This window comes from Alteromonas sp. W12 (genome assembly GCF_001924945.1).
In the GTDB taxonomy this organism is placed as follows: domain Bacteria; phylum Pseudomonadota; class Gammaproteobacteria; order Enterobacterales; family Alteromonadaceae; genus Alteromonas; species Alteromonas macleodii.
This window is the reverse complement of record NZ_LQXH01000013.1, coordinates 1-23,959: the sequence shown is the minus strand read 5'-3', so window position 1 is coordinate 23,959 and position 23,959 is coordinate 1. Positions and strand designations below refer to the sequence as shown.

The window sequence follows — 23,959 nt, the reverse complement described above, 5'->3', positions numbered from 1 at the left end:
CTTCCTTACTGCTGCTCACTGGATATTAAAACGTTTAACATGACTGAACGTCCCATTGATGCTTTCTGCAATGGTAGCTCTCCTAAGCTTACAGGTATAAGAATATCACTTTCTACGCCAAGTGAAATTAATGAATTCACAACATTCTCTGCTCGTTTTTGACTCAATGCGCGATTTCGTGCGCTTGAGCCTGAATTATCACTGGCACCCATTACAACAATACTGACAACAGTTTTTGTCTTGTCAGCAAGGGTTAACAATTGTTTTATGTCGTTTGCCAGAGGTTCTAATTTTGCTAACTGTACTTCAGAAAGCGCTTCTTGGTTAGTAGCAAAAAGTACATTTTGTGAGGAAACCTTATTAACTAGTCGGTTCAATGCAGCCTTCTGGAGCTCAGCATTGTCAATTTGATAGGCTGCTTTGACGTTTAGCGCGGTGGTATCAACGTTAACTGTCGAAATACCAGGAATAGCGTTTATTTGCTGAGTAAAGTTAATTGCGGTTGGGGTGAATACGGTTCCTGAAATAATAAAGCTATGGTCATCACCTTTTTTAATTAATAGGCTTTCTGATTCGCTGAGTGGATAGTCGCTCACGAGCTTTTCAAGTTTGCGTTCAACCACACTTGGTTTTAAAGAAACAAAGGGTTCTTCAATAACAGTAACTCTTTCTGCATCGATGTTATTATCGCTAAACCATTGTTCGATGCTGGTAGCGACTGGGTCGCGAAGGACTTTAGCGTGCACATTCCCATTGGAAACATAAGTATCAGTTACTATGATGCCAGGTGGAGGGGAAAGCTCGTGCAAGTCGCTTTTTAAGATGCTTAGCGACAAACGCATAAAAGACAGCACTGCAAGTGCGAAAAAAATCACCAGAAGCACTAGTGCACCTATTAATCGGTTTGATTTTTTTCCTTCACCCTCTTTTCTTTCGCTTATTAAGCAGTCTGAAAGAATGGTTTCGCAACCGTCGAAGGGCGCATTGTCACCTTCATAAGTGAGCAACGGTTGTTGATAGAACTGATGAAAGTCTTCCAACGCCTGTTGAAGTTTTCCGCGTACTTCTGGAGGAATACTGCCCGTAACCGCAGCAACAAGCAGCGCTTGTGGCCCAATTTTTATTAGCAGCGTAAAGTCTTCCGTTTTTATCTCGCCGAGCTCGTTTTCTGACTCGGTACTGGTAACGCCAAACGCATCTGCCACAAAGTCATTAATGGCCACTAGCATTGACGAAATTAAGTCTGCGTCTTTTTCTTTATCAGGATCTGAAGAAATGCTGTGAAGTAGCGTGCCGGTCTCTCGATGAATGACCAGCAGCTGTTGGACTTGGTATTGGTAAATTTGAGATGCGACAAATTCAGAATACCTGACTCCGGACTGCCAAGCTTTGAATCGCCAAGATACGCTTTTGGGACTTAAGCTGTTTTCGATAAGAGCGTTAGTGCGCTCGACAAACTCAACAAGAAATGAAGATACCGCCTTTCTTACAAGCGTGCCAACCAAGGGATAAAGTGTACCAACAATCTTGTCGCTATTAGCTTCTATAGAGCGGTGAAGCGACTTCTCTACAAGAGTAACAAGTACTTTGTTAACCGAGCCGTCCTTTGTTTCGCGTTCAAAGAGCGCTTCAGAAACGACGTTTGTCACGATGCCTTTCGCATCGCGATTCAACTTTTCTTGAACGAACTTGTCGTCCCTTCCAATGAGTAGCTCTCTGACTTTGTCTAGAGAGTTGTCAGATAGCTCCGACGGCGGCACTTTTTCAGTCATTAATTAATGATCTGTAGCGAGGTTGGTGGCCATAGTCGAAAGTAAGTTTGCCAACGTTTTTCTATCGGTTTTACTTTCTGAAAGCTCACTGGTAACCTGCTGAAGCTTCTCTAACAGCTCTTGGTGACGCCTACTAAATAAATTATCAAGCGACTCTAGTTCTTTAACCACATGAGCTTCCAATGCATCGTTGTCATTCTTTGCAGCAGTTTCCGCTATCTCCAATTCACTTTGCAATTTGTCAGTGGTGTTTTGAAGTTGCTCTTGCACGTTACTGTGGTTGTCGTTAGCACTGGCCAACTGATTCGATAATTCTGTGATCTGTTGGTCAATAAGCTTACGTATATCGTTAAACTGATTATCAAGATGCGTATTCAGTTTAGAGAAGCTGTCGTTAACCCGTGACTCCAACGCAGAAAGATCTGCACGGAATGCACGGTTTGTTTGACCAAACAAAATTTCTCTAAGTTGAGCAAGTTCGTCTGCTGGTTTGGGCGCGCCTTCAGTTTGAGTTACGTCTTGCGCTTGCTGATCCTTCGGCTTCTTGTCCGCCATAAAATGTCTCCGGAAGGCGCAGTTCTTTGCGTTGAACACGCTAATGAGCTGCAATCACATTTTTGTCTGTGCTAATAATTATGGTTATTACTTTATACAATAGCCGCTAATCGTGAACTTTGAAATACGCTAAAAGCATAATAGTGGCAAATACCTACTAAAATCCTTATACAAAAAACGCCATCTTTTCAGTAAGTTGAATAATCTATGAAGATTTACTTATGCGTTCTACGATTTGAGCTGTTTTTTAAGGCTGGAATAGGCCTATCAAATAATGGCAAGCGACATTGTTTTTTTATTGAACATAGGTACTATACGCCGCTCGCGCGTACGCGAGGTATATAAGTAATAACTGTGTCTGAGGTTCCTGTCGTGTCTATCACTCCGCTAAATCGTAAATTTTCTGTCGCTCCAATGCTGGATTGGACAGACCGCCATTGTCGCTACTTTTTACGATTAATGTCTAAGCACACACTTCTCTATACAGAAATGGTAACCACAGGCGCGATCATTTACGGCAAGGGTGACTATCTGGGTTACAACCAAGAGGAACATCCTGTTGCTGTTCAACTGGGCGGAAGCGATCCGTCTGACATGGCCAAGTGTGCTGAGCTATCACAAGCGCGCGGTTATGATGAAGTTAACATAAACGTAGGTTGTCCAAGTGATCGAGTTAAGAACGGTAGCTTCGGTGCCTGCTTGATGGCCCAGCCAGAGGTGGTAGCAAGTTGTGTCAAAGCCATGCAGGCTGCGGTAGATATTCCCGTTACGGTAAAGTGCCGCATTGGCATTGATGATATGGACGAAGATGAAGACTTCGCTCGTTTCATCGATACCGTGGCAGATGCCGGATGCGATACCTTTATTGTTCACGCAAGGAAAGCGTGGCTACAGGGATTGAGCCCAAAAGAAAATCGCGAAATTCCGCCGTTAAACTATCCGCGGGTTCATAGACTTAAACAGGCTCGCCCTGAATTATCAATTAGCATAAATGGTGGGGTTAAAACGCTAGAAGAAACCCAGCAACAGCTAGAACTTGTTGATGGCGTTATGGTAGGGCGTGAGGTTTACGCTAATCCTTACATTATGGCTACCGTAGATAAAGAGATTTTCGGAGATACTGAAGCTCAGAGCATGTCACGCCGAGAAATTGTGCTGAAAATGCAGCAGTATATTGAACGCCAAGACGATCCCTATTTCAAACCCTGGCATGCAGCTCGGCATATTTTGGGTCTTTATCAAGGGCAAGCGGGTGGACGTATTTGGCGTAGATACTTAAGCCAAAATGGAACAGGAAAAAATCCAGATCCCAATCTGCTGCTAAATGCGCTAGACGCTGTAGAAAGTGCACAAAAGGAAGTCGCCGCGTTTAATAGTCAAAAAGACTAACGATTTAGTAATTTTGACCAAAGTTTAATATTTGTTCAATTCTTAAAAGCTCGCTGTCTCGCGAGCTTTTTTATTTAAATTTATATATATCAATGCTTTAAGTGTTTTTAAAGGAGTTGGCACAGCTCTCGCAATCCTCTAAGTATCGCAACAACGGCTTGTTGTTGCACTGACTAACTTCAGAGGGAAATTATGAAAACTTCACTAATCGCAGCAACTTTACTGACAGCAAGCATGGCAAGCAGCGTAGCAAATGCAGAAGAGTCAGTGCTTCAAACGTTTTTAACTAATGTGGTTTCAAACGCAGTGGCTACCACATCACAGGAAATTAAGGCTGACGTATACCAAGCAGTAGCAAACGCAACGTATCACTTTGAGCTAAGCCCACAAGAAGTGCGCGGAAGTGGTAAGGTCAGCGTGACTGATTTAGTTGTCGCTACCCCGTCTGAAGGTAGTTCTACAGAACAAGATGCCGACTAATTCGATATTGGTATCTAGCAAAAGCGCCGAAAGGCGCTTTTTTTGTGCGTGTAGCACAGTGACTTAAACATTAAAAACGCAATAAACAGGGTTGGTCAAATTAACAAATTTGTTGGTTAAATACGCTAAAAAATTGTATTTGGTTGCTTGGTGAACAGTTGGTAGTTTCCGGAATTAAATTAAAATCATTTAAAAACAGTGTCTTAAATAAATGGCACGGTGATTGTAATAGTTAGAGTGTTGAGGAGAACTCAGTCAGCGGTAACCAGCGGTCAGCGTAACTAAGAATAAGTGCTGGAAACCACAACACTACTTTTAACGGAGAAATAATCATGGGTATGTTTTCGCGCATTAACGATATTGTTCAAGCAAACATCAACGCAATGTTAGATAAAGCGGAAGATCCTGAAAAAATCATTCGTTTGATTATTCAAGAAATGGAAGAAACCTTAGTTGAGGTTCGCACTGATGCAGCGCGCTTTATTGCTCAGCAGAAAACCCTTGCACGCCATATGGCATCAGCAAACAAAGAAGTGGAAGGGTGGCAGCACAAAGCACAGATCGCAATGAATAATGACAAAGAGTCATTGGCTAAAGCCGCACTAATCGAAAAACAAAAGTATGTTGCAAAGCTAGCTTCTCTTGAAGAACAAGAAGCGCATATTGCAGAAAGTATCGAAAAAATCCAAGGCGATACTGCGCGTCTGAACAGTAAGTTAGCCGAAGCAAAAGCCAAGCAAAAAACGCTGGTTCAACGCAAGCATTCAGCGCAAACACGCTTAAAAGTGAAGCAAGCTGATCACGAAGGAAAAATTGATGATGCCATGATGCGCTTTGAGAGTTACGAGCAGCGCATTGATCATCTAGAAGCGCAAGTTGATGCGTACGACCTAACAAAGTCGAATGAAGCAACGTCACTGCAGGCCGAGTTCGATGCAATGGAAGCAGATGAAGCTATCGAAAAGGAATTGGCTGAACTTAAGAAGAAGAAGGTCGCGTAGGCGACCTTGAGAGCCGCAGCCCGCATTGTAGATATCGAAGTAAGCATTTTTGGAGAAGATGATGAAAGTACCATCACAAAAACGAATTTATAGAGACCTTGATTCTGGAATCATTTCAGGTGTGTGTGCAGGAGTTGCACGTTATTTTGATATAGATGCAGTATGGGTTAGAGCGGCAGCTGTAGCAGGCTTGTTCATCGCTACGCCTATTACGCTAGTGGCTTATATTGCAGCCGTTATCTTATTACCGAGATTAGTGTAATGAAGAACTTTCTGATTGCATTGGTCATCGCCATTATTTTGGTGAATTGTTTAGGCAGCTTAGTAGATAGCTGGTTGGGTATGCACTTAATCGTGTCAGATGAATTGCTAAGTCCTTGGGAAAACGTAGCAGTGTTATCGCTAGTCGGCGTAGTCCTCGCTATCGTTGGTTTTGTTGTTGCTGTAAGCGTTATGGGCACAATTCTTTTAGCGCTAGGCGCAGGATTTTTAGCATTATTAGTGGTGGGAGTAAGTACATTTTGGCCAATTATACTTATCGCGATAGCGCTATATGCTTTGAAAAATCGAAACTCTGCCGCTTATAAGCAGCAAAATGACCGAAATATGCACCATAATGTATAATCATCATAATTTTATTTAAGTTGTGTTAACGTAGTAAAAGATGGTGATATAAAGACGACCGTCACAAAGGTTTCGCATTTTTCACATAGTATTAAGACTACAAATAGCTGACCTCCGTCGGCTATTTGTTATTTAAAAGGAAGGTTGGTGTTATATGAGACAATCTATTAACTCAAAACGGATAGCGATTGTCGCTGTAGTGATAGTTTTACTTTTCTGGCTAATAGGATGGTATTGGAGCCTATCCCCAGACACGTTTGATGTTAGACAACGTTTAAAGCAAAACTCGCCTGTTGAGAATCCAACTAATATTGCGGGATACACATTAACAACAACCATGATTGATGTGTCGGAAACCTTACTTGATAAGCCTGGTGGATATCTTTCTAACGACATTACGCCTCCTGGCATCTTTTTAGATAACATGCCCGCATGGGAATTCGGTGCGCTGGAAATGGTGCGAGACCTTGCACTCTCTATGCGTAAAGACTTCAGCCGCTCTCAATCCCAATCTATTGAAAATCCATACCTTACAAAAGCTCACCCTAAGTTTAATATGGATCACAAAAGCTGGGCGTTGCCTTCTTCTGAATCGAGTTACTCTGACGGTATAGAGCTTCTAAAAAAATACCGTGACGAGCTAGCGAATACCCGAAACACCGACAGTCAGTTTTATACTCGCGCAGACAACTTGCGCGAATGGTTGAAACAGGTAGAAAAACGGTTGGGCAGTTATTCACAAAGACTTAGTGCCAGCGTAGGATCGGCTAGATTGAACACTGATCTGGCGGGTGACTCGAATGCGAAGCAGTCTTCTCCTGTAGCCAGCCAGCGTGTAGTTAAAACGAGTTGGTGGAAACTAGACGATAATTTCTATGAGGCACGCGGTGCTACGTGGGCTTTACTTCACTTTCTAAAAGCCGTGGAAATTGAATTTTACGACGTATTGGAAGATAAGAATGCATTGGTTAGTCTTCAGCAAATTATTCGTGAACTGGAAGCGACACAGCAGTCGGTATTCAGTCCAATGATTTTAAATGGTAGTGGATTTGGCATGTTAGCGAACCATTCTTTGGTAATGGCAAACTATATTTCTCGTGCAAACGCTGCTTTAATTGAACTTTCAGAACTTCTTAATCAAGGATAATTAATGAAAAAGGGTCTTATAGCTGCCGCATTGGGATGCGCATTAGTTTCAGTTTCATCTCATGCAGACACTATCGCAGGCGTATATGTTGGAGCCCAAGTATGGCAAACCGACACGCAGGGCGGTTTTGCTGATAGCAACAACACCGCTGACTTTAACTTTGATGATGAGACCAATACGGCGCTATACATTGCCTTTGAGCATCCTGTACCGTTTTTACCTAATGTAAAAGTAAATCACACGACATTAGATAACTCGGGCACCACAACGCTTCAGTCTGAATTCACTTTCGACGGTGAGTTATTTACTGAAAGCACCACGGTTAATACAGATGTAGAGCTTGATGCTACAGATTTCATTTTGTACTACGAGTTATTCGATAACGATCTAGTGAGCTTTGACTTAGGTGTTAATGCAAAGTACATCGACGGCGCACTGTTCGTTGTGGATAGAGCGAGTGACACAAGCGGATCTGCAGAGTTCTCTGGTATTGTTCCAATGGCCTACTCGAAGGTTCAGCTAGGTTTACCGTTTACTGGTTTATCAGCATACTTTGAAGGAAGCTATTTGTCGTTCGACGACCATGAGCTTAGTGATTATCAAGCTGCAATTCAGTACTCGTTTATTGAAAGTTTAGCGGTTGATATGACGCTTCAGGTGGGTTACAGAAATGTAACGGTAGATATTGAAGACCTTGATGATGTGTACGCTGATATGGAATTCGATGGTGTATTCGCAGGGCTAGAACTTCACTTCTAAGCCTCAAATACGGATTTTAAAGGGCGAAGCTGCGATTGCAGCCTCGCCCTTTTTTGTTGCTTCTCGCCCAAATTCAATTGTGTTATTACCTATTCGCACAGTCATTAGCACTTTCAGTAATAAAAAAGTTTCATTTATTCTTTTCTCTTCTTGAAGAAAGCCGTTAGCCTTAGCGCCATTGATAAAAGGCTAAAAGACTATGTCACAAGATTCTAATTCGAACTCAGCGCCAGGCGCGGTATTAAACGAACAGCAGTGGAATGCAATAACGCAAGCCATTGCAGGCTTAAATCGTGATCAACTTACTTGGGTAAGTGGTTATGCTGCGGGCATGGCTGCTGCACAAGGTGGTTCGGTTGCACCAATGATGCAAGGCACTCCTGCAGTAGCGGGTGACGCGCCAACGCTTACTATTTTGTACGGTTCACAAACCGGTAATGCAAAAGGTGTTGCAGCGCAGTGTCAAGCGAAAGCAGAAGAAGCGGGCTTTAATAGCAAGCTGGTTAGCATGGCAGATTACAAGCCACGTAACTTGAAAGCAGAAACTCACGTTGCGGTATTTGTTAGTACCCATGGTGAAGGTGATGCACCAGACGATGCTATTGAGCTACATGAATTCTTGGCTGGCAAAAAAGCCCCGAAGCTTGCTGATACCAAATACGCAGTTTTGGGTTTAGGTGACAGTAGTTACGAGTTTTTCTGCCAAACGGGTAAAGACTTTGATGAACGCTTAGGTAAGCTTGGCGGTAAAGCTATTGTAGAGCGTCTGGACTGCGACGTTGATTATGAAGCGGAAGCCGAAGCATGGCTGAGCAAGCTCATCGACTCGCTAAAAGACGATTTTAGTGCAGCTCCGCAAGCAGCGGTAGCGGCGCAAACTGGCGCGGCAGTGCAGGGTGTAGCAGCGCAAACTTACACCAAGAAAGCGCCGTTTAAAGCGACCTTAATTGACGCACAAAAAATCACAGGTCGTGATTCTGTTAAAGATATACGCCATATTGAAATAAGCCTTGAAGATAGTGGAATTACCTATAAGCCAGGTGATGCGCTTGGTGTATGGTTTAAAAATGCAGGATCTCTAGTGTCGGAGCTTATTAGTATCTTGTCACTAAACGGCAATACAGAAGTGTCTGTGGCTGACGCGACCATGTCACTCACCGAAGCATTAACGTCGAAGCTTGAATTAACCTTAAGTTACCCTAATTTCATTAAGTCATACCAAGAGGCGACAGGCTCTGAATCATTGGCTACATTGATGGAAGATAAAGCGCAGCTGCGTACCTACATGGCCGAACGTCAAATTATTGATATTGTGCGCGACCATCCGGGTAAGTTGTCTGAACAACAGCTTGTAGATGCTTTGCGACCGCTAACGCCTCGCTTGTACTCGATAGCATCAAGCCAAGCCGAAGTGGAAGAAGAAGTACATTTAACCGTAGCTCACGTTGACTATGAAGCGTTTGGACATCGTCATCAAGGCGGCGCATCTGGCTTTTTGTGTGAATATCTAGAAGAAAATGGCGACGTAGAAGTGTTCGTAGAAAGTAACGATAACTTCCGTTTGCCCGCTGATCCAAATACGCCAGTGATCATGGTCGGCCCGGGTACGGGTATTGCACCGTTTAGATCGTTCATGCAAGAGCGTGACGTACAAGGTGCTGAAGGCAAAAACTGGTTGTTCTTTGGCAACCCACATTTCACGCAAGATTTTCTATATCAAGTGGAATGGCAAGGCTACGTTAAAGAAGGCCTGCTAGACAAAATTACGCTGGCATTTTCTCGTGACCAAGAAGAAAAAGTATATGTTCAGCACCGTTTACTAGAAAACGGTAAAGAGGTGTATGAATGGCTAGAGCAGGGCGCACACTTCTATGTGTGTGGCGATGCAATGCACATGGCGAAAGATGTAGAGAACGCCCTAATTAGTATTGTGCAAGAGCACGGCGGTAAATCTGAAGCCGATGCAAAAGCCTATGTTGTAGAGTTACGTAAAGCGAAACGTTATCAGAAGGATGTCTATTAATGAGTAACGAAAAATCACCATTTATCGTTGAGGGCAAACTGGCTGACAACGAGCGTTTAAAGCGTGAAAGTAATAATTTGCGCGGCACCATCACTACCGATCTTAAAGATGATCTTACTGGTGGTTTCACCGCTGATAACTTCCAGCTTATTCGCTTTCACGGTATGTACCAACAAGACGATCGTGATATTCGCGCTGAGCGTGCAAAGCAGAAACTTGAGCCGCTTCACAATGTGATGTTGCGTGCCCGTTTACCTGGTGGTGTTATTACGCCTGACCAATGGTTAGCGATTGATAAGTTTGCAGCCGATCACACCATGTACGGCAGCATTCGTTTAACAACCCGTCAAACTTTCCAGTTTCACGGTGTGTTAAAGCCTAAGATTAAGTCCATGCACCAAATGCTAAACAAGGTAGGCATCGACTCTATTGCTACGGCAGGCGATGTAAACCGAAACGTACTATGTACGTCAAATCCGGTTGAATCTGAGCTTCACCTTCAGGCATTTGAATGGGCGAAGAAGATAAGTGAACACTTACTACCTAAAACCCGCGCGTATGCTGAAATTTGGTTAGACGGTGAAAAAGTTGAAACGACTGAAAAACCTGTAGAGCCTATTTTGGGTGATAACTATTTACCGCGTAAATTTAAAACGACGGTGGTGATTCCTCCGCAAAACGATGTAGATGTTCACGCGAATGATCTTAACTTTGTTGCGATTGCTGAAAATGGACAGCTAGTTGGCTTTAACGTACTTGTCGGTGGTGGTCTTGCGATGACTCATGGCGACAAGAGCACGTACCCGCGTAAAGCCTCTGATTTCGGATTTATTCCGCTTGAAAGCACGCTAGACGTTGCCGCAGCGGTTGTAACAACTCAGCGTGATTGGGGGAACCGTGTTAATCGTAAGAACGCGAAAACCAAATATACGTTAGAGCGCGTTGGGGTAGACAACTTCAAGGCTGAAGTTGAAAAACGCGCAGGCGTGACTTTCCAAGAAAGCCGTTCGTATGAATTTACGGGCCGTGGCGATCGCTTTGGCTGGGTTGAAGGTATTGACGGTAAATATCACCTGACCGTATTTATTGAGAACGGCCGTATTTTAGATTACCCAAGTAAAACGCTAAAAACAGGCTGTGCCGAAATTGCGAAGATCCACAAAGGTGATTTCCGCTTAACGGCAAACCAGAATTTGATTATTGCCGGTGTAGCGCCGCAAGACAAAGACAAAATTGAAGCATTAGCCCGCGAACATGGCTTAATAGCGCCATCGATTTCTAACCAGCGACTTGACTCAATGGCCTGTGTTGCATTGCCAACCTGTCCGTTAGCCATGGCAGAAGCTGAGCGCTACTTGCCGGATGCCGTTACGGAGCTAGAAGGTTTGCTTGCCAAACACGGATTGGAAGAAGACAGCGTAATCTTCCGTGTAACAGGCTGCCCGAATGGCTGTGGTCGCGCGATGTTGTCTGAGGTTGGCTTAGTAGGTAAGGGCCCAGGCAAATACAATTTGCATTTGGGTGGAAACCGAGAAGGTACACGTATTCCACGTATGTATCGAGAAAACATAAGCGAACAGGAAATCATGGCAGAACTAGATTCACTGTTTGGCCAGTGGGCCAAAGATCGTGAAGCGGGTGAAGCCTTTGGTGATTATGTTGTTCGCGCTGGTGTTGTAAAACCAGTAGTAGACTCCGCACGGGATTTCTATGACGAATAATACAGCGATTAAGCAGCAACCACTAACGCTTGATATCAGTAAGGAAGCCCTTGCTGATATCAATGAAACGTTAGAGAAAATGACAGCGCAGGAGCGAGTCGCTTGGGCGCTGGACAACTTGCCTGATACTCATATTGTGTCTTCAAGCTTTGGAGCACAATCGGCGGTTATGCTGCATATGCTTACCCAAGCACAGCCGGATATTCCTGTTGTGCTTACCGACACAGGTTATCTTTTTCCTGAGACGTATAAGTTCATTGATGAGCTTGTAGAAAAGCTCAATTTAAATTTGCATGTGTACAGCGCAGAGATGTCTTCTGCGTGGCAGGAAGCGCGCTTTGGCAGACTTTGGGAACAAGGCATCGAAGGTATTGAGAAATACAATAAGATGAACAAAGTTGAGCCAATGCAGCGCGCCTTACGTGACCTGAAAGCAGGTACGTGGTTTGCAGGTTTGCGTAGAAGCCAATCAGATACCAGGGGAAAGCTTCCAGTTCTACAAAAAGTAGGGCAGCAGTTTAAACTTTACCCGATCATTGATTGGAGCAACAAAGACTTACATTACTACCTGAAAGATAACGACTTGTCTTATCATCCGCTTTGGGAGCAAGGGTATGTATCCATCGGTGATTGGCATACCACGCAGTCGCTCCAAGAAGGAATGAGTGAGCAAGACACGCGCTTCTTTGGTTTGAAACGTGAGTGTGGATTGCACGAGTTTGGTGACGGTATTTAACTTACGTTAAATACCTCGCCTAACACCGACTTAATGCTAGTTAAATACACTTCATTAGGCGACTTAGTCACTAATTTATACAGCTCACTGCCGACCGAAGTGAACTTGTAATACACCAAAGCAACCCCCGACGTTTTACTGGTTAATGAAATATTTTCATTTACGCATCGCCAGGTTACTTGCTGACCTTCATCGTATTCGGCGCTTTCAATTTCGCTGGTATAAATCAACTTCATCTCTTGCAAAGACAACAGATCAGGGTAACTCAACCCTACGTTGGCTAAGTTAATTTGCTCAGGAACAGGGCGTCTCAATAGTGAAAGCAAGCCTTTGCGTTTGTGATACCCCACAAGAATACGCGGGACCGCATCGTTATTTCTTCTACTCGCAACATTCACAGCCTTATTGAATACTTGTGCATCCCTATGCGTTAGCGTCTTTAATAGCTGCAATGTACGAAGGGAAAAACTGCCCGGGCGAGCCACCTCAACGGCAAAAATCTTTCCCCATAATTCCTGCATGGGCGGGCTGTAAATTTCCTCAGCCATGGTACTAAATGCGAAAAACCAGTCGGGATCAAGATTATCGCTAGTTTGTTCGTTGATCGTCACATTTAATGCTATATTTAATACAGCTTGAAGATTGCTCGCTTTTTGGGTTTCTAATATTTGTTTTCTTCTTTCTAGTGCATGCTTTTGCTTTTTAGGATCAGGGGACATCATAGAGGGGCTTATACCCACTCTGGCAAACCAGGAAAGCATGCGTTGGCGACTAGCATCGGTTTTCACTGCGTTGCTGGCCGCTTTTTCAGCCGCAGGCGATTCGGCTGTCACCTTTACAGTCTTCTCTTCCGTTTCCTGTGGTTTTTTTACCTCAGGGGAAAAGTGCTGGGATGTAATCTTCATAAATGCTTAAATGATCGAATGTAAAATGGCATGTAACATGAGAGCACTATTGCATTGCGTAACCCATTTATCAATGTAATCGTTGCCTTAATACAATGAGTAGCGCATTCTTGTTTTGTTTGTATCGAGGAAATGAGCGGTAATGTCGGCAATGGATTACGATAACGACGAATTAATTTTTTTAGATGATGATGGTTCAGTTGAAGAGCAAACCTTATTGGGCAAAGACTGGAACATTCTTATTGTCGATGACGATGAAGAGATTCACACCGTAACGCGTCTCGCGCTATCTGATCTCATCGTAAACGATCGCAAATTAAACTTCATCCACGCTTATTCAGCAAAACAAGCCAAAGAAATGCTGCACGAATATGGCAACAGCATTGCCATAATTTTACTTGATGTCGTTATGGAGACTGATGACGCGGGTTTTGATGTTGTTAAATACATCCGCGAAGACATGAAGTTAGTTGAACCTCGAATTATCTTACGTACGGGCCAGCCCGGCTACGCGCCTGAAGAGCAAGTCATTAAAGTTTACGATATCAATGACTACAAAACCAAAACAGAACTTACTCGCGCCAAATTACTAACTACTATCATTTCCTCACTACGCTCTTATCAGCAAATTGTAACGATTAGTCAAAGCCGTGCTGGTTTAGAGAAAATAATCACCTCTTCAGCGAACTTGTTTGAAGAACATTCGGTGAAAGAGTTTTGCGAAGGTGTAGTTACTCAGATTAGTTCGCTTATTGGTTTAGATTCCGAAGGTTTATTGTGCGCAAGAGCGGGTTCTTTGCTAGACCGAGAGGACGAAGAGGTTTACGTGCTTGGCGCTGCGGGGGAGTATGCGAAATTTATAAACCAGCCTGTGTTCACGCTTAAAAACCTTGAAATTGAAGAAAATATTAGTCGGTGCCTACGTCTTAAAAAGCACATTTTTGAGCCTAGTTGCTCTGTGCTGTATATCAGCCGCGCTGGTTTTGAAGCTGCCGTATTTGTTCGACAAACCCACGAGATTAGTGAGCTAGACAAGCACTTGCTTGAGGTTTTTCTATCCAGTATTTCAGTGGGATACGAAAACGTTAATCTTTTCCATGAATTAAGAAATGCGGCGTTCAGAGACTGGTTAACCCGTCTGCCAAACCGCAATGAATTTATCAATATGCTCGATAAACCTCATTTGTTTGCCGGAGAAAACTATAGCGTAGCTCTTATCGACGTAAATCACTTTTCCGATATAAATGATGGTTTAGGGCAAGAAGTCGGCAACGAATTGTTGCGAGCTATTAGCGATCGCTTTCAATCTTCTTTCGATAGCATAGTGAAAAAAGGCCGCATAGGTGCTGATGTATTTGGTCTTATTGGTCCTGACGATTTGGTATGCCCCAAGTCCATTAACAACATTTTCCAATCTTCATTTCAGGTAGGTGATCACACCCTTCCGGTGAATATAACACTTGGATTGTGCAAGTTAGACAATAAACGTCACATCGGCATTGAGATTTTAAAGCGCACGAATATTGCGTTAAACCGTGCTAAGAAAAATCTAACAGATAACTTCGAATATTACGCCAAAGATATTGAAGATCAGACGACTTGGCGCCTAGATATGATTCGCCAACTCCGAAGTGACTTTGCAGCAAGAAAGCTGGAGCTGTGGTTTCAGCCGCAAGTAGACTTACTGAATGAAAAAGTTGTTGGCATGGAAGGCTTACTACGCTGGCCCAATGGTGAAGGGGGATATATTTCTCCCGCCGTGTTTGTACCACTTGCTGAGTATTCAGGTCTTATCGTTGATATCGGTGAATGGGTGCTAGAAGAGTCATGCCGTCGTCTTCAGGAATTGAAAGAGAAAGGCTACGGCCATCTAAGAGTTGCCGTTAACATCTCTATTCCGCAGTTCCGCGACAGGTTATTTGTAGAAAAAGTTAAGCAGGCACTATCTAACGCCAACTGCGACCCAAGCCTGTTAGAGCTAGAAATAACAGAAAGCGTGGTGATGGATGAACCGCAAATTGTAATAGATGCATTGCGTTCGTTAAAAGAATTTGGGGTGAAAATAGCCATTGATGACTTTGGAACAGGCTTTTCCTCCATGAGTTATCTGCAGCAGCTGCCGTTAGATCGATTGAAGGTCGATCGTTCTTTTGTCAAAGACATTAAACCGGGTGCAAGCGCAGTGCTTGCTGAGACCATTGTGACTTTGGGGAACAAGCTAGGCTTATTGACTATTGCCGAAGGCGTAGAAAAAAGAGAGCAGGCGAGTTACATGATAAAGCTTGGATGTGACGAAGCACAGGGCTACTTGTACGCGAAGCCTATGCCGTTCGATGCGCTTTTAGCGTTTCTTGAAGAGCACGACTAAACTTTTAATACAGATTCGACAGTGTCTCGCAACTTGGGAAGGATATCTAATTCAAACCAAGGGTTTTTAGCGAGCCACCTGTTGTTTCTTCCTGACGGGTGGGGCAGTACGAAATGTGTTTCAGTCGGACTGCGTACAGCTTCAGTTAACGTTTTGTGTTGCGGTAAATAATACTGTTGCGAGTAACGTCCCACGTAAAGCGTTACTTCAGGTTTTAAATAAAGAAGAAAGTCATTATGCCAAGCGGGAGCACATTCTTTTCTTGGCGGGGCATCGGCTCCATTTTTATAACCTGGAAAGCAGAAGCCCATTGGCAGCACCGAAATTAAGCTAGGGTTATAAAAGGTCTCTCTCGAGACAGACAACCAATCGCGTAACCGATCTCCGCTGGGATCATCAAACGCAATGTTGCGTTCATGGGCTTTCAACCCCGGTGCTTGCCCAATAATAAGCACCTTAGTTGATGGTGCAGTGCTAAATATGGGGTTGGGTTGATGCGGTAGGTGAGGGGCACACAGTCTACAATTTCTCGCTTTAACCACCAGTGCATCGTGGCCTTTCACATTTTTCTCCAAATATTTCTCTTTGTCATACTTTTGTCACAAAACTATGATCTCAGTTTGACTATCTTATGTATATACAGTATGTTTAATAGTGACAGTAGTAGACTGTAACACAGGAGAAGAAACATGCGTAAAGTAGTACTAACCCTAGCTCTATCAGCGGCCTTTGGTATTGCGCATGCGGAATCTGGTGATAACCAGCTTTTCGATTGCATGGATGCGAAAACATTCGAAATGAATAACCAATGTATGTCTGACAAAATCGGCAATAACATTCGTTTCCGTGATGCACAAGCAAAGTTGATCGACATTGCAAGCGATAGTCAGGGTGACTACGCCATTGCAACAATGACGTTCGATCAAGAAAATATGCACATCGACATCGTAGCACATAAAGATTCGCTTAACGCGCTTGCTGCGAACCGTAACTAATTTCTTAGTTAACGCATATTAAGCCGGCGACAATCTCGCCGGCTTTTTTGTGTCCGTTAGAAAATTCTATTAAGTCCATTAATAGCAGCAACTCGATAAGCTTCTGCCATGGTTGGATAGTTAAACGTAGTGTTAACGAAGTAATCTATGGTATTGCCTTCGCCCTTTTGCTGCATGATCGCTTGGCCGATGTGAACAATCTCGGAGGCACGTTCACCGAAACAATGAATGCCCAAGATTTCTTTAGTTTCGCGATGAAACAAGATTTTCAGACTTCCTGTCTGCGTTGACGCGATTTGGGCTCTGGCCAAATGTTTGAACTGAGCTCTTCCCACTTCATAAGGCACTTTTGCTGCAGTAAGCTCTTGCTCTGTTTTACCAACAGAACTTATTTCTGGGATGGTGTATATGCCTGACGGAATATCTTCTACCAATGCCGAATGTGTTTTTATGCCAAGCATAGCTTCAGCGGCAAAGCGACCTTGGTTATAAGCCGCAGATGCTAAACTTGGATAGCCAATGACATCGCCGACTGCAAATACATTGTCTACGTCAGTTTGATAATTTTCGTTAACCTTGAGTTGGCCTCTGCCATCGGCTTTTAAACCAATATTCTCGAGTTTAAGTGTATCTGTATTACCCGTTCTTCCGTTAGCAAACAAGAGACAATCTGCGCGCATACGCTTGCCCGACTCTAAGTTTAAAATAACCGAGTCATCGGTAGCTTCAACCGAAGAATAGGCCTCATTGTGCCGGATGAGTACGCCATTGTTCCACAGGTGATAACTGAGTGCGTCTGATATCTCGTCATCAAGAAATGACAGTAAGCGATCGCGCATGTTAACGAGGTCAACTTTTACGCCTAGTCCTCTGAAAATACTGGCATATTCAGAGCCAATGACCCCAGCGCCATAGATAATTATTGATTTGGGATCGTGATCTAAAGATAGGATAGTGTCTGAGTTATAAATACGCGGGTGATTAAAGTCGATGTCTTTAGGACAATAAGGACGCGACCCTGTGGCAATAGCAATCTGGCCTGCAGTGACAGTATCTTTAGAGCCATCTTTACGGGTTATCTCTAACGTATGCGCATCTACGAAACTGGCTTCGCCGTGAAATAGCGTCACACGATTTCTGTCGTAGAAAGAAGAGCGAAGTCGAGTTTGGCTTTTTACCACACCGCTAGCATGGCGCATGATGTCAGAAAACGTAAGACTCTTACTTAAGTGGTTGTCGGCAAACAAGGGAGAAGAGTTATATTCAATAAGACGACTTACTGAGTGACGAAGCGCTTTCGATGGAATGGTTCCCCAATGGGTACAACCCCCTCCCACTGCCTCGTAGCGCTCAACAACCGCCACTTTTTTTCCGGCTTTGGCAAGCTGCATTGCAACGCCTTCTCCACCAGGACCTGTGCCAATAACGATAGCGTCGTAATGATACGACGGGGCTTTGGTTTTTTGCTTCGTTGCCATCTTACTTTCCCATGTTGTTACTTTTGTAATGCGATGTCACCACTAGGTTAGCCGTAATACAAAATGAATGATTCTGGTTTTAGTATAACGACCTTATCCAACTATAGAATAAAAAAAAACCACATAAGCAGACACTTATGTGGTTTTTAGCGTTCAAACGTATAAAAGAGGGCGTTAATTTACGCCATTTGCAATGACAAACTATGTAACTGTGTCCATTTCTCTTTCTGTACAGCAAATGCGTGTTTCAGCTCTTTGTACTTGTATGCAAGCTCAAGCCCTTCGATACTGCGCTTTAGAGTGCGTTGTTTAACGCGCATAACACGTTTTTTCGTGGCGTAGTATTCACTCATGCGCTGCATTAACAAGTCGTATTCTTCTTGAATGGTATGCATCATTTCTTCAGCATTAGGCAGTAGCGATACTTTTTCACTTGCTCTTTGCAGCTGCATTGCTGCTAACGCTTTCTCGATGCGCTCTTCTGGCACTTTGCGAAGGTTGGATGTCAGTCCTACCAGTGATAACCCCTTAATAAGCCATTTTGTAGGATCAAACTGATACCAGCGAATGCCATTGCGATAGTCGTACTCAAAGATGTGATGGTAATTGTGATAACCTTCACCAAAGGTAAAAAACGCAAGAATACCGTTATCTCGTGCTGTGTTCTTATCGGTGTAAGGCTGGCTACCCCAAAAATGAGCAAGAGAATTGATGAAGAAGGTTACGTGATGCACTAGCACCAGGCGAAGTACACCGGCTACCAAGATCATGCCTAATACGTCACCATTTAAATAGCCCAGAAGACCTGTGATACCAAAGTTGGCCGCCAGCACGATGGGCAAATAGTAGTTATGCTGCCACATCACCACTTTATCTTTTTGAAGATCTTTACAGTTACTGTAGTCATCGTAACGTTTGGCCTGATACTCACGCAACATCCAGCCGATATGCGCAAACCATAGCCCTTTCTTGGCAGAGTAGGGGTCTTTGTCGTTATCATCAACATGACGATGATGAACGCGATGATCTGACGACCAGTGCAAAATACTATTTTGCAGCGCCATAGCGCCACCAATCGCAAGGATCACACGAACTACCACATTGGCGTCGTAAGTTTTATGCGACCATAAGCGGTGATAGCCGGCAGTTATAGACATACCGGTAAAGTAAAAAAGGAATATAGCCGCACCGATTTCTGCCCAATCGATGCCTTGATACGCCACCCATAGCGGCACACCAATAAACGCAATTGCGCCAGATATAATAAATACCAGCACATTAGTAAGGATAAGAGGAGGTTTTTTCATTTTATACAACTTGGCTTACAACTGTTCGCTAATTTATCGTTTTACGAGGCTTCAGGCAAGCAAAACCCAGATTAGTTCTGCTTACATGTGTAAAGTTTAATTATAGTAAAGCTACGCTGAAGCGCTCGTTAATTGTGGCTTTTTCTGCTTAATGCTTGTTTATAAAAGAGATGATTCTGTTTCTCTTTCCCCACTGGTGTGTGTTGCGATAAACTACACATGCTAGTCTTTGATGTACGAAGTTTGATTGCGTTAATGGCTATACAGATGACGTAAGGGCTTCAACCCTAAGCGCTAAAAATCATCAAGCCGTTTAGAGCTAATCAACCTATGGTGCGAATGTGAGTCGACAAGAACAGAAATTAAAAACCCGCCAAAATATCATTCATGCTGCGTTTTCTTTGCTCGATGAAAACCGCAGCTTATCGGCAATCAGCTTGCGTGAAGTTGCCCGAGAGGCAGGTATAGCACCTACGTCTTTTTATCGACACTTCAAAGATATGGACGAATTAGGTTTAACGCTGGTGGATGAAGCCGGTTTAGCATTGCGGCAGCTTATGCGTCAGGCAAGGCGGCGTATAGCCTCTGGAGGTGGCGTAATACATACTTCTGTTGAAACCTTCATGGAATTTATTGCGGCAAATACAAACGTATTTCGTTTATTATTACGCGAGCATACTGGTACGTCGTCGGCTTATCGGTTGGCAGTATTTAGAGAGATTCAACACTTCATCGACGAGTTGACCGACTACATTATTGAACAGCAGGGCGTAGAATACGCATGCGCGCAGCTTCAAGCTGATGCTATGGTTAGGCTCGTATTCAGTGCAGGTGCTGAAGCACTAGAAGCTGATGATAAGCTTCGCCGCGAAATTGGTGAGAGAGTGAAAGCACAGCTTCGCTTCGTTCAAGTAGGTGCAACGCAAAAAAGCGTATAATTGAATTAGTGGCGATTGGCCTTTTAAGTCCACATCGTTTGCTCTAATCAAAGCCACCTTATTTTAATACGTCTTCATAGGCCTTTGTGACTCCAAAGGCCTTGTCAATTTGTACCAAAACTAGCTTTTGCGTGTAAGTAAAACGCCAGCCTCAATGTGATGAGTAAACGGGAATTGATCGAATAGTGCTGATTGAGCAACGTCGTGAGTTTCACTTAAAAGCTCAAGGTTTTGCGCCAATGTTTCAGGGTTACACGAGATATACACGATATTATCGTAATCCTGAATCATTCTAAGCGAGTCTTCATCTAACCCAGCTCTTGGTGGATCGACCAATACAGTTGTGAAATTATATGTACTTAGATCAATGCCTTCTAAGCGACTAAACGTACGTTCACCTTTCATAGCCTGAGTGAATTCTTCAGCGGCGAGTCTTACGATCTTCACATTATTAAGCTGATTTTGTTCAATATTAAACTGCGCAGCTTGTACAGAGGGCTTGGCTATTTCGGTCCCCACAACATTATCGAAGTGAAGCGCTAGCGGCAGTGAGAAGTTACCTGCACCGCAATACATCTCCAGTAAATCGCCAGAGAGCGGCTTTACGCAATCTAGTGCCCATTCAATCATGCTACAGTTCACTTCGGCATTGGGCTGAGTGAAGCTATTTTCGATATGCTTAAATATGAATTCTTTGCCATTAACGGGTAAGCGCTCAATAACAAAATCGTTGTCGATAATAAGCTTTTGTTTTCTCGCACGGCCTATGATGTTTACTTTTGGAAAGTGATCCTCTAGCGTCGCCTTTAATTCTCTTGCAGCCTCTTCCCACTTTTCATCTAATTGGCGATGGTATAAAAGGCTGATGACAAGCTCGCCAGATAGTGCAGAAAGATAATCGATTTGAAAAAGCTTCTTTCTTAGCGCCTCATTTGGTCTTACTTCTTCAAGCAACAAAGCCATAGCATGGTTTATTGCTTTACAAGCTGGAGGGAAACTATCTACGCGATACTTTTCTTTTGTTTCCTGGTTGAACATGATGTGAAATAAATCATCGCCCTCATGCCATACTCTAAATTCGGCGCGCATACGGTAGTGCGTTGGTTGCGATGGGAATACGGACAAGTCAGGCGCATTGAACGGAGAAAGTAACGCAGTAAGACGTTCTACTTTTTCGTCCAACTGAGCTTGATAGCGTTGTTGTTCGGTCGCGGTCATAAAATTCTCCATTCAATATTGAGGTCGCGAATTGTAGTCCCTTATAAAATAACTGCAACAAGCGCTATCTACTTCTGCATTATTATTAGGAACGACCCAGTAAAAAAAGCTGTATTAAAATTAAACAATACTGATTCTTTGCCGATAATAAGATTGAGGATAGTGAGGATCAAATTATGAACGTGGGTCAAATTAAGGCTTTTATGGGCGACCAGAAGGTCGATCAAAAAGCAGATCAAAAGGCATCAGTTCACCCGAACGAAATGTTGAAAAAGCAGTTACAGCAAGACGGATTGCAGCAAGCGGCTGAGTTTTCTAAACAACAAGCGGCATCAGTATCTGTTTCCAGTAGCCAAACTAGCATCGGCTTACGTGTGGTAAGTAGCAGCCTTAACCAAGCGTTAGTTATAGATGGCCAAAAGCCACAAGAAGCCAAAGAGAAAAGCATTGAAGATAAGTCGAACAGTTTGTTCGACTTTGAAAAAGTTGCCAGAAACGTACTTAAGTTCGTAGGTGGCGTTATTAGAGGTGCGGCAAACGGTGGTGCCAGCGAAGAAAAGCTTAATGGCTTATTTAGCCAAGCGAGAGAAGGCGTAAGCCGTGGATTCGCTATGGCTGAAAAAGACCTCGCTGGTTTTATGAATGAAGAGATTGAGCAAGGAATGACAAAAAGCCGCGATCTCATCGATACAGGAATAAACGATCTGGAAACTGACATATTTGGTCGCCAGCAGCCGAACGCTGTAACGCTTTCGTCCTTAAACGCGGTAGCTGCATCGGATGAGAAAAGCGGAAGCTTGCTGATTCGAACTAAAGATGGCGACGAAGTGAGTTTTAGTTTTGAGAGTCTTCGCTCGTTCCAAGCATCTCAACAACTTAATTTCCAAGCACAGGCATCTCAGGAGCAATCAGGCGGTAGTGGCGAGCAAGGTGAAAACAATTTTTCAGCGTCATACCAACAACAAACTTCGTACCAATACTATGAGCGAAGCGGTATTAGCTTTTCATTAAAAGGCGAGCTTGATGAAGATGAGTTAGAGTCGATAGCTGATTTGGTTGGTCAAGTTCAGGATCTCGCCGACACCTTTTACAGTGGTGACATCGACAAAGCATTTGAAGAAGCGTTAAGTTTAGGCTTTGACGATAAAGAGTTAGTTGGCTACGCGTTACAGTTAAATAGAACAACACAGACCGAAGTACTAAAGACGTATGAGAACATCCAACATTACAATGAAGACAAAAGCGATAATTCGAAGTTTGGAAATGTGGTTAGCCCTATAGCGCAATATCTAGAAAAGATGATGGATACTTTTGCTAATGCCGAAAGTACGTTAGAAAGTAACGAAGACTATAATACCTTAATAGGTGGGTTGATTAATGAGATCAAAGACGTGCAGGTGCCAGATCTTGTATCTGCTATAAATAGGTTTCACGCTTTTAATCAAACTTTACTTAATGGACTTCCTCAATCTGCTGAGACAAGTGAATAACTAACTATTTACTAATATAAAAGCCCGGTAGCGAAAGCTAACCGGGCTTTTTTATAGCCTATAAACCGTACTCACAAAATTATGCGTGTTCGACTTTGTCCTTTGCAGGGCGAACTTTTAGGGTTCGCTCCTGGAAGATTGAGTCGTTAGTTTTATCGATAACGCTGTTTAAGTCGTCAGTTACAACTTCGATAAAACCGTATCCTTTTCTTTTTCCAGTTTTACGATCCTTCATTAAGCGAACCGACTGTACTTCAATAAAGCTACTGAAGTATTCCTTTACTGCGTTCTCGTTTGCTCTATAAGGCAAATTACCCACATATAAAGTTTCTACTGATCCGTCATTAGAATGTGCTCTGGCATCTGAGGAAGATGGACTTTGAATAAGAGACGCTAGCCAAGGAGTAACGATACCGCTGATCAGCAGAGCTGCTGAGACGGTCAGTGGAACATGGACGTTTAAACTAGCAGAAGAAAATAACAAGTAACCTGCAATTGCAAAAATAGCGCTAATAACAGCGCATTGAATAAAGCCTACTTTCATATACCTACCTTTCTATTGTTTATTATGGTGTTGGAGGCTGTATATAGTTTACTCATTTGTAACAAATTGAACAATAAAATGTGAAAAAACTAGTCTAAAGATGGATTGAGTCGCTAGAAATGATGCAGAAATGAGCGGTTAACACCAAAAGTGGCTTAAAAAGCAAAAAAATCCAATTTAAGTGTTGATCTTTCACAAGAGGTATCTATAATGCGCTCCACGTTCTGAGGGGGCTTCGAGAAAAACAAAGCCTACTTAGCAACAAGTGCGAAACCAAGTTTTCAAACAAATAAAAAGTTTAAAAACATGGTTGACATCGAAAATAAACGATGTAAAATGCGCACCTCACTCGAACAGGGTGAGTCACTAAGAAGCAACGGCTTCTAGTGAATGTTCTTTAAAAATTTAGACAAGACAATCTGTGTGGGCACTCGTTAAGAGTGTCACAACGACGATTCATATTTCGATATATTTAATTGAAGAGTTTGATCATGGCTCAGATTGAACGC

At 43.2% G+C, this 23,959-nt stretch carries 22 protein-coding genes; 14 read left to right on the top strand and 8 right to left on the bottom strand.

Features of this window, described 5'->3' with window-relative positions:
- Positions 1 to 5 precede the first annotated feature (5 nt).
- Entirely contained in the window at positions 6 to 1,772 is a 1,767-nt protein-coding gene (locus AWH61_RS18670) for an OmpA family protein (protein WP_075177891.1), read from the bottom strand.
- A 3-nt stretch (positions 1,773 to 1,775) separates the two neighbouring features.
- On the bottom strand, positions 1,776 to 2,327 hold the full coding sequence (locus AWH61_RS18665) for a hypothetical protein (RefSeq protein WP_075177890.1): 552 nt from the start codon (positions 2,325 to 2,327) through the stop codon (positions 1,776 to 1,778).
- 414 nt (positions 2,328 to 2,741) lie between these two features.
- Here AWH61_RS18665 and dusA point away from each other — a divergent pair, with 414 nt between their 5' ends.
- The 10 genes from dusA to AWH61_RS18615 all read left to right on the top strand — a co-directional run bounded on the left by dusA (position 2,742) and on the right by AWH61_RS18615 (position 12,207).
- A complete protein-coding gene (gene dusA, locus AWH61_RS18660) occupies positions 2,742 to 3,716 on the top strand; it encodes a tRNA dihydrouridine(20/20a) synthase DusA (protein ID WP_222936674.1) in 975 nt (324 codons plus the stop codon).
- A gap of 192 nt (positions 3,717 to 3,908) precedes the next feature.
- On the top strand, positions 3,909 to 4,196 hold the full coding sequence (locus tag AWH61_RS18655) for a hypothetical protein (RefSeq protein ID WP_014950725.1): 288 nt from the start codon (positions 3,909 to 3,911) through the stop codon (positions 4,194 to 4,196).
- A gap of 332 nt (positions 4,197 to 4,528) precedes the next feature.
- Positions 4,529 to 5,197, top strand: coding sequence for a phage shock protein PspA (gene pspA, locus AWH61_RS18650; protein WP_014950724.1), 669 nt, complete (start codon positions 4,529 to 4,531; stop codon positions 5,195 to 5,197).
- Between the two features lie 61 nt (positions 5,198 to 5,258).
- A complete protein-coding gene (locus tag AWH61_RS18645; RefSeq protein ID WP_014950723.1) occupies positions 5,259 to 5,459 on the top strand; it encodes a PspC domain-containing protein in 201 nt (66 codons plus the stop codon).
- Complete coding sequence (locus AWH61_RS18640; protein WP_075177888.1) at positions 5,459 to 5,821, top strand: hypothetical protein; 363 nt, start codon at positions 5,459 to 5,461, stop codon at positions 5,819 to 5,821. Before AWH61_RS18645 ends, AWH61_RS18640 begins: the two co-directional genes overlap by 1 nt.
- A 154-nt stretch (positions 5,822 to 5,975) precedes the next feature.
- A complete protein-coding gene (locus AWH61_RS18635; RefSeq protein ID WP_014950721.1) occupies positions 5,976 to 6,968 on the top strand; it encodes a DUF2333 family protein in 993 nt (330 codons plus the stop codon).
- Positions 6,969 to 6,971: 3 nt separating this feature from the next.
- Positions 6,972 to 7,727, top strand: coding sequence for a TIGR04219 family outer membrane beta-barrel protein (locus tag AWH61_RS18630; RefSeq protein ID WP_014950720.1), 756 nt, complete (start codon positions 6,972 to 6,974; stop codon positions 7,725 to 7,727).
- A 199-nt stretch (positions 7,728 to 7,926) separates the two neighbouring features.
- A complete protein-coding gene (locus AWH61_RS18625) occupies positions 7,927 to 9,750 on the top strand; it encodes an assimilatory sulfite reductase (NADPH) flavoprotein subunit (RefSeq protein WP_075177887.1) in 1,824 nt (607 codons plus the stop codon).
- Positions 9,750 to 11,471 (top strand): assimilatory sulfite reductase (NADPH) hemoprotein subunit, encoded by a 1,722-nt coding sequence (cysI, locus tag AWH61_RS18620; protein ID WP_075177886.1) that lies wholly within the window; start codon positions 9,750 to 9,752, stop codon positions 11,469 to 11,471. The genes AWH61_RS18625 and cysI overlap by 1 nt, the downstream gene beginning before the upstream one ends.
- The gene (locus AWH61_RS18615) at positions 11,461 to 12,207 is read left to right on the top strand and encodes a phosphoadenylyl-sulfate reductase (protein WP_014950717.1); all 747 of its coding nucleotides are present in this window, start codon (positions 11,461 to 11,463) and stop codon (positions 12,205 to 12,207) included. Before cysI ends, AWH61_RS18615 begins: the two co-directional genes overlap by 11 nt.
- On the opposite strand, the gene AWH61_RS18610 is transcribed toward AWH61_RS18615, so the two are convergent.
- Positions 12,204 to 13,040, bottom strand: a complete 837-nt coding sequence (locus AWH61_RS18610; protein ID WP_083606004.1) for a TIGR03899 family protein — start codon at positions 13,038 to 13,040, stop codon at positions 12,204 to 12,206. The two genes, AWH61_RS18615 and AWH61_RS18610, sit on opposite strands and share 4 nt — an antisense overlap.
- A 214-nt stretch (positions 13,041 to 13,254) precedes the next feature.
- On the opposite strand from AWH61_RS18610, the gene AWH61_RS18605 reads away from it, so the two are divergent.
- Positions 13,255 to 15,480, top strand: coding sequence for a bifunctional diguanylate cyclase/phosphodiesterase (locus AWH61_RS18605; protein WP_014950715.1), 2,226 nt, complete (start codon positions 13,255 to 13,257; stop codon positions 15,478 to 15,480).
- Here AWH61_RS18605 and AWH61_RS18600 read toward each other — a convergent pair.
- Positions 15,477 to 16,055, bottom strand: coding sequence for a uracil-DNA glycosylase family protein (locus AWH61_RS18600; protein ID WP_014950714.1), 579 nt, complete (start codon positions 16,053 to 16,055; stop codon positions 15,477 to 15,479). The genes AWH61_RS18605 and AWH61_RS18600 overlap by 4 nt on opposite strands.
- 114 nt (positions 16,056 to 16,169) lie before the next feature.
- Between AWH61_RS18600 and AWH61_RS18595 the strand changes: the two genes are divergently transcribed.
- Positions 16,170 to 16,475 carry a hypothetical protein gene (locus tag AWH61_RS18595; protein ID WP_014950713.1) on the top strand — a complete coding sequence of 102 codons (306 nt, stop codon included), beginning with the start codon at positions 16,170 to 16,172 and terminating at the stop codon, positions 16,473 to 16,475.
- Positions 16,476 to 16,531: 56 nt separating this feature from the next.
- On the opposite strand, the gene sthA is transcribed toward AWH61_RS18595, so the two are convergent.
- Both sthA and AWH61_RS18585 read right to left on the bottom strand, forming a co-directional pair.
- Complete coding sequence (sthA, locus tag AWH61_RS18590; protein WP_014950712.1) at positions 16,532 to 17,953, bottom strand: Si-specific NAD(P)(+) transhydrogenase; 1,422 nt, start codon at positions 17,951 to 17,953, stop codon at positions 16,532 to 16,534.
- A gap of 179 nt (positions 17,954 to 18,132) precedes the next feature.
- Positions 18,133 to 19,260 carry an acyl-CoA desaturase gene (locus AWH61_RS18585; protein ID WP_014950711.1) on the bottom strand — a complete coding sequence of 376 codons (1,128 nt, stop codon included), beginning with the start codon at positions 19,258 to 19,260 and terminating at the stop codon, positions 18,133 to 18,135.
- 341 nt (positions 19,261 to 19,601) lie between these two features.
- Here AWH61_RS18585 and fabR point away from each other — a divergent pair, with 341 nt between their 5' ends.
- On the top strand, positions 19,602 to 20,198 hold the full coding sequence (gene fabR, locus AWH61_RS18580; protein WP_014977408.1) for an HTH-type transcriptional repressor FabR: 597 nt from the start codon (positions 19,602 to 19,604) through the stop codon (positions 20,196 to 20,198).
- Between the two features lie 120 nt (positions 20,199 to 20,318).
- Here the strand turns inward: fabR and trmA are convergent, their stop codons facing one another.
- Positions 20,319 to 21,416, bottom strand: a complete 1,098-nt coding sequence (trmA, locus tag AWH61_RS18575; RefSeq protein WP_083605999.1) for a tRNA (uridine(54)-C5)-methyltransferase TrmA — start codon at positions 21,414 to 21,416, stop codon at positions 20,319 to 20,321.
- Between the two features lie 176 nt (positions 21,417 to 21,592).
- Between trmA and AWH61_RS18570 the strand changes: the two genes are divergently transcribed.
- Positions 21,593 to 22,906 carry a DUF5610 domain-containing protein gene (locus tag AWH61_RS18570; RefSeq protein ID WP_075177883.1) on the top strand — a complete coding sequence of 438 codons (1,314 nt, stop codon included), beginning with the start codon at positions 21,593 to 21,595 and terminating at the stop codon, positions 22,904 to 22,906.
- Positions 22,907 to 22,985: 79 nt separating this feature from the next.
- Here the strand turns inward: AWH61_RS18570 and AWH61_RS18565 are convergent, their stop codons facing one another.
- Positions 22,986 to 23,450: an RNA recognition motif domain-containing protein gene (locus AWH61_RS18565; RefSeq protein ID WP_014950707.1), complete on the bottom strand. Its 465-nt coding sequence runs from the start codon at positions 23,448 to 23,450 to the stop codon at positions 22,986 to 22,988.
- Positions 23,451 to 23,959 lie beyond the last annotated feature (509 nt).